Source organism: Bacillus sp. F2HM, assembly GCF_019266135.1.
Lineage (GTDB): Bacteria > Bacillota > Bacilli > Bacillales > Bacillaceae > Bacillus > Bacillus safensis.
This window is the reverse complement of sequence record NZ_LRMO01000017.1, coordinates 39,120-45,535: the sequence shown is the minus strand read 5'-3', so window position 1 is coordinate 45,535 and position 6,416 is coordinate 39,120. Positions and strand designations below refer to the sequence as shown.

The following is a 6,416-nucleotide window of genomic DNA, read 5'->3' as shown; positions in this document are numbered from 1 at the left end:
CTCCAGTGATACCCGTCGCACCAGTAGAACCAGTATCTCCAGTGATACCTGTAGCACCAGTAGGACCAGTAGCTCCAGTGATACCTGTAGCGCCAGTAGGACCAGTATCTCCAGTGATGCCCGTTGCCCCCGTAGGTCCAGTAGGTCCGGTATCTCCAGTGATACCCGTGCTGCCTGTCGCGCCGGTATCTCCAGTAGCCCCGGTAGAACCGGTAGCCCCAGTAATACCTGTGGCACCAGTAGGTCCAGTTGAACCGGTAATACCCGTGGCACCAGTAGGTCCAGTTGAACCGGTGATACCCGTCGCCACGGTAGGTCCAGTAGCCCCAGTGATACCTGTAGCGCCAGTAGGCCCAGTTTCACCTGGTGCTGCTAAAAGTGTGTAATCTGACGACATATCTGGCGTACCTGAAGGTGGTGCAGAATCCACAATATACGTACCACCACCATAAGTGACCACTTGCCCTACTGAATATGTTGGTGCCATAACAGGATCATAGGCTTCAACACCACTTAATCCGATCCCAGTAGGCCCCGTAGGCCCAGTTTCTCCAGAAGCAGCCAAAAGGGTATAGTCGGGGGAGAGTCCAGGTATTCCTGATGGAGCGTCAACATTGGCAATGTAAGTACTGCCATTAAACGTGACCACTTGCCCTGCATCGTAATCTTGTGATTGTGAGGGATCAAAAGGAAGGGCGCCGGTTAACCCGCCAGCAGGTCCAGTAGGTCCGGTTGGTCCAGGGGGACCTGCTGGGCCTGCCGGGCCTCTTGGTCCAGCTCTTTGATTTGGTTTTGATTGCTTTATTCCTTTTGCAATGTGGCAGGGGTGATTCCCTTGAGATATATTTTGTTTTGGATATTCTTGTTTAATGAATGGACAGTCTCTTTTTCGAGGACGGTCATGACGTGATCTTTTGTAATGAGGCTGTTCATGGTATTTACCGCAAAAGGGACATTTGTGTTCGAATTGATTGTACAAATTGCCCATCTCCTAGAATTGATATTTCATTCTATGTGCAAATTTTCAAATTGGAAGTAAAACCTAGAAAATCATCATTTCGAAAATCATCGAATCAAATCATTTAAATCTTTCATGGATTTGTGTTATGGTGTTGAAAGTATAAAATAGTATGATTTTTGACAGAAATGGGGACATCATTTATGAGTCAATCAGTTTTACAAGGCAAAGCCTATTCCGTTTTAAATTTATCCTCAGTGACAGAAGGAGGTACCATTAAAGAATCTTTTGATCGTAGTATGGATTTAGCAAAAAAGGCGGAGAAGTGGGGCTATCATAGATACTGGCTGGCAGAACACCATAACATGGAAGGGGTAGCGAGCTCTGCAACGTCAGTTTTAATTGGATATATTGCGGGAGGAACCGAAAAAATTCGAGTAGGATCTGGCGGGATTATGCTGCCAAACCACTCTTCACTTGTCATTGCCGAACAATTTGGCACACTTGAGACATTGTATCCGGGGAGAATTGATTTAGGTCTTGGCAGAGCACCAGGGACAGATCAGTTAACAGCAAGAGCGCTTAGACGTAATCTTCATAACGGAGAAGATTTCCCAGAGCAGCTTGAAGAACTTCGTCAATATTTCAAGCCGACCGGTCAGGTTAAAAAACATGTAAGAGCTGTTCCAGGAGAAGGTCTGGACATTCCGATTTGGCTCCTTGGTTCAAGTGGTTTTAGCGCCAGACTTGCAGGAGAACTTGGATTACCATTTGCCTTTGCAGCACATTTCTCACCTAAAAATACAATTCCCGCGTTAGAGTTGTACAGACAGTCATTTAGACCTTCTGATGTATTAAAAGAGCCTTATGCCATGGTCGGTGTGACGGTTTTTGCTGCAGATCAAACAGAACGGGCTGAATACTTGGCAACATCTCATTATCAGCGGTTTTTAAGTCTCATTCGCAACACACCAGGAAAACTGAAGGCACCTGTCGACAGCATGGACGGTCTTTGGAGTCCATATGAAAAGGCGATGGTGGATGAACAATTAAGCTCGACTATCATTGGGGATAAAGAAAAAGTAAAAATAGAATTAGAAGCCTTTATTGAAGCTACACAAGCAGATGAAGTGATGATTAATTCGGATATGTTTGATCATCAAGAAAGAATGCGTTCGTATGAAATCATCGGAGAGATCTTTCAAGAGGCACAAGAAAAATAAACATAAAAAAAGAACTGCACAGAGCAGTTCTTTTTTATTTAAGCTTTTGTAAAAATGCGAAATGGTTGTCCGATTGGCAGAACAATACGGCCAAAATGTGTATTAAGAACAACAGCTGCAGAACCATAAAATGAAAGCAGGGAAATGATCAATTCTGCAATACCAGCCATGGTATGAGTCAAATCATACATCACACCAAATGTACTAAGGGAAAGACCAATGAATAAGAAATCAATAAAGACGAAAATCAAAAATAACACTTTATGTGTTTCCATTGCACCAATCGTCATAAACAAGCTGAAAATCAAATAACCAATAAACGCAAAGCCTAGCTGTTTTGGATCTGCTGCTCCCGCAAGCGTTTTCCCAAAGACGCCGGCTTGAATGAGCCAAGTTGTTCCAACGCCCATCCAGAAAAGACCGAATGCGCCAAAAGCAGTGGCTCCAAAAATATTATGATGCTTTGAATCTTGTATGGACGCGATCAGCTGCGCGATTCCTCCAAGGAAGATAGCCCAAGGTAAAATAAGGGAAGTGCCATCTGTGATTCCTAGTTTTTGTGAGGACGCAACGAGCGTCACCATTGCTAAACCAAACAAACCAAGTGGTGTTGGGTCTGCAATTGATAATCGAATTGCTTGAACATTCTGTTTTTCCATAATGACCTCCTACAATTTGCACTTACAAAAGATACTCGAATTCGATAGAAACGTCAAGCTCTTTTTTAGTAGACACTTGCATCGTCTTCCAAATAAATCTATATTTAATACATATCAAATGTGATAGAAAAAGAGGGATAAAATGAGTAAAGGCTTATCTGGAAAAACGATTGCCATTTGTGGAACAAGAAAAACAGAAGAAATGCGTACACTTGTCGAAAAACAAGGAGGACAAGCCGTTATTCGCTCTCTTCAAGGAACCGTATTTTTAGCCAAAGAGGAATTAAAGCCAGGCATAGAAACCTTTGTGAGGCAAGGGGCCGACTGGGTGATCTTGACAACAGGCATCGGTACAGATACATTGATTGAGAGTGCGGAAGAGCTGCAGCTTGGTAAAGAATTTATGAACATTCTATCAAACGCACATATTGCTTCAAGAGGGTACAAAACCTTTGCTGCTTTGAAAAAACGCGGAATTCAGCCTGAGGTCTCTGATGAAGACGGTACGGTTCGTGACTTGATTTCAAAGCTTGAAGACAAGGAATTTCAAGGCAAACGTGTGATGGTGCAGCTTCATGGTGAAAATGCACCAGCTCTCATTCAGTTTTTACATGACAAGGGGGCAGATGTTTTGCCGCTTTTACCATATCAGCACACACCTCCTGAACCAGAGGCAGCTGAAACGCTGCTGCGAGAAATGAAAGATGGACTAGTTCATGCCGTCTGTTTTACAACCGCTGTCCAGGTTCACGCCTTTTTCAAACTAGCCGCAGAATGGGGCAGAAAAGAAGAATTGCAAGCATTATTCGAGCAGCACGTGCTTGCAGTAGCTGTCGGAAAAGTCACTGCTGAAGCTTTAAAAGAAGAAGGAATAAACCGAATTCTTGCCCCGTCACTTGAGAGAATGGGTGCAATGATTATAGAATTATCCCAATATATGAAAAAACAATCAGCACACATATAAAAAAACGCCTTTCACCAGATCAGTGAAAGGCGTTTTGGTTAGATTGTCCGTTTTCGATTCGTCCGAATTTTTTTGAGTACAAAGTAGAGAACAATCAGGACAATGGCAATGACCATAATAGGGGTTGTATAAGCATGAGCAACACTTTGAATATGATCCCATTTTGTCCCAAGCTGCATGCCAAGATAGATAAATAAGATAGACCAAGGGATGGCAGCTAATCCTGTCAAGAAAACGAATTTCAAAAAAGGCATCTTGGCAATACCCGCTGGAATCGAGATGGCATGACGGACAACAGGGATAAAGCGCGCGGTAAACACTACACCGGTTCCATACCGGTCAAACCAGCGCTCTGCAGTCGCGATATGATGTTCATGGATGAATAAATACTTTCCATACTTTGTTAAAAAAGGTCTTCCGCCGTACAGACCGATCCAGTATATAAAACACTGGGCGAGTGTACCTCCAATGACGCCGGCAATCACAGCTCCAACAAAACCAATTGTGCCTGTTGACACCATATATCCGCCATAGGCAAGTACAATTTCACTAGGAATGATTTCAATCATCAGCCCTAGTGCTACACCTACATAACCTAGGCTTGTCAGCCAGGTCAAAATTTCATTAAAAAAGGTTCCCATTCATTTCACTCTGCCTTTAAATACGATTTTCTTCAAGCATCCTTATAAGAGCCTATGCTTGTTTTTCTTCTCTCATGAGTATGCTTTGCATATATGCTAGCATGGCTGGCCGCATATCATGACGCATTAATCCAAGTTCTGCCGCTGCCTTAAATGAGCCGAGCTTATCACCAACATCAAATCTCATTCCCTCTAATTGTGTTGCATAAATGGGTGATTCATGTGCAATGATTTTCAGCGCATCTGTCAGCTGGATTTCGTTCCCGGTACCTCTCTCGATTCCTTGTAAAATAGGAAAAATCGATGGTGTTAACAGGTACCTGCCCATGACGGCTAAATCGGAAGGAGCTTCATGAATAGCTGGCTTTTCCACTAAGTCTGTGACTTCAAACACTTGACCGTCTATTCTAGCTGGTTTTATCATACCATACTTGCTGACATCTAGACGATCCACTTGCTGGACGCCAATGACCTCTCTTTGTTTGTCTTCAAAGACTTCCATGAGCTGAGAGAGTGCTGGTCTTTCTGACACCATGACATCATCACCTAAAAGGACCGCAAAAGGATCGTTACCAGTAAAATGACGTGCACATAATACCGCATGTCCAAGACCTAAGGGCTCCTTTTGACGAATATAATGAATATTGGCCATATCCGCAATATGTTTGATTTCAGCCAGCTGTTCTTCTTTCCCTTTTTCAAGCAAATTCTGTTCTAGCTCAATCGAACGGTCAAAGTGATCTTCAATCGATTTTTTGTTTCTTCCTGTGATAATCAGTATATCTTCAATTCCTGATTGAACAGCCTCCTCAACTATGTATTGAATGGCGGGTTTGTCGATAATAGGCAGCATTTCCTTTGGCTGTGCTTTCGTTGCGGGTAAAAAACGTGTGCCTAATCCGGCTGCTGGTATGACGGCTTTTTTGATGTTCATTGAATCATCGCTCCATTTCTGATGGTTTATTTTCTGAAGGAAAAACCCATAGGCGGCTTCCAGTAAAAGTGATCTTCATGCCAAGAAGGGTGCCAATCGCTTTACTAATAATTAATGAGAAACCTGCTAGCTGCATGACATATAAGACAACATAGGTGAGAAGACACGCTGCTCCGTTGACTGTGGCCCACTTGATCCATTCCCACCTGTCAGCTTTCTTTTTTACTTGGAACGTCCATTTTCGATTCCAAACATAACTGTTCAGCATCCCTGCAGTATAGGACAGGCACTGGGCAAGAAAAGGGGGAACAAAGAAGGCGGTTAAAAAAAAGAAGAACAGAAAGTCAATCATTGTATTGCTTGCACCTACAATGAAAAATGCGGCATAGGTCCGAATATTACTCTTTGTCATGTGAAGAATCATCACCTCCTAGAGTTTGAGTGGGTGTATGAATACTATACAAAAGCGAGTTGACGAATCAGTGAAGAAAAGATGAAAAAAACATGAACAAGCGATATCCGTTTTTTCACCAGCTCGTGATATAATTTGTAAGATGAAACGAACGGGTGGTGCACAAACATGTATTTAACAATCGCAGAAACAGCTGAATACTTGGAAGTATCAGAATCGTATATTGAAAAATTAATCCAGCAAAAAAAGATCCGTTACGTATTTGACGGGGAATCTTATCTTATTTATCAAGGGCAGTTTCAAACGCATTTAAAGCAGCTCGAACAATATAAAGAGCTCGTCCAAGAGATCTTAAATGAACCGATTCCGGAAGACCCCGATGTAAAGGATGAAGATTAGAATATTGTCATTTTTTCAATTGATTCAACATGGATCAATGTAGAAAGAATAATCTTTATATTAACTTATGCTCAAATGGTTCTCGCTCTTTCTCGAATGACAATCATTAGCAGCAAAAGGCAGTGAAAACAATGGGGACAACTACTTTATGTGAAGCCTGTCAAAAAAACGAAATGAACGTTGTAGAATCGTCTGATGAACCGAAACAGCCTTATCAATTATGCTA

7 protein-coding genes and 1 pseudogene are annotated in these 6,416 nt (G+C 42.4%); 3 read left to right on the top strand and 5 right to left on the bottom strand.

All coding sequences use genetic code 11. The annotated features are described in order from the left end of the window. A pseudogene (locus AWT60_RS11155) lies at positions 1 to 988 on the bottom strand (collagen-like protein); the annotation flags it as partial. Positions 989 to 1,161: 173 nt separating this feature from the next. Here AWT60_RS11155 and AWT60_RS11150 point away from each other — a divergent pair. After that, a complete protein-coding gene (locus AWT60_RS11150; protein ID WP_046311375.1) occupies positions 1,162 to 2,181 on the top strand; it encodes an LLM class flavin-dependent oxidoreductase in 1,020 nt (339 codons plus the stop codon). Between the two features lie 38 nt (positions 2,182 to 2,219). Here the strand turns inward: AWT60_RS11150 and AWT60_RS11145 are convergent, their stop codons facing one another. Then, positions 2,220 to 2,840 carry an acetate uptake transporter gene (locus AWT60_RS11145; RefSeq protein WP_218677269.1) on the bottom strand — a complete coding sequence of 207 codons (621 nt, stop codon included), beginning with the start codon at positions 2,838 to 2,840 and terminating at the stop codon, positions 2,220 to 2,222. A gap of 142 nt (positions 2,841 to 2,982) precedes the next feature. Between AWT60_RS11145 and AWT60_RS11140 the strand changes: the two genes are divergently transcribed. Continuing rightward, positions 2,983 to 3,804: a uroporphyrinogen-III synthase gene (locus AWT60_RS11140; RefSeq protein WP_218677268.1), complete on the top strand. Its 822-nt coding sequence runs from the start codon at positions 2,983 to 2,985 to the stop codon at positions 3,802 to 3,804. 38 nt (positions 3,805 to 3,842) lie between these two features. Here the strand turns inward: AWT60_RS11140 and uptA are convergent, their stop codons facing one another. From uptA to AWT60_RS11125, 3 genes are read right to left on the bottom strand one after another with little or no spacing between them, the layout of a single operon-like run. After that, complete coding sequence (gene uptA / locus AWT60_RS11135) at positions 3,843 to 4,445, bottom strand: undecaprenyl phosphate transporter UptA (RefSeq protein ID WP_034284052.1); 603 nt, start codon at positions 4,443 to 4,445, stop codon at positions 3,843 to 3,845. Between the two features lie 52 nt (positions 4,446 to 4,497). Next, on the bottom strand, positions 4,498 to 5,379 hold the full coding sequence (gene galU / locus AWT60_RS11130) for a UTP--glucose-1-phosphate uridylyltransferase GalU (protein ID WP_076839822.1): 882 nt from the start codon (positions 5,377 to 5,379) through the stop codon (positions 4,498 to 4,500). 4 nt (positions 5,380 to 5,383) lie between these two features. After that, positions 5,384 to 5,803, bottom strand: coding sequence for a GtrA family protein (locus AWT60_RS11125; RefSeq protein ID WP_083703978.1), 420 nt, complete (start codon positions 5,801 to 5,803; stop codon positions 5,384 to 5,386). Between the two features lie 156 nt (positions 5,804 to 5,959). Here AWT60_RS11125 and AWT60_RS11120 point away from each other — a divergent pair, with 156 nt between their 5' ends. Further along, positions 5,960 to 6,190, top strand: coding sequence for an excisionase family DNA-binding protein (locus AWT60_RS11120; protein ID WP_076839819.1), 231 nt, complete (start codon positions 5,960 to 5,962; stop codon positions 6,188 to 6,190). Positions 6,191 to 6,416 lie beyond the last annotated feature (226 nt).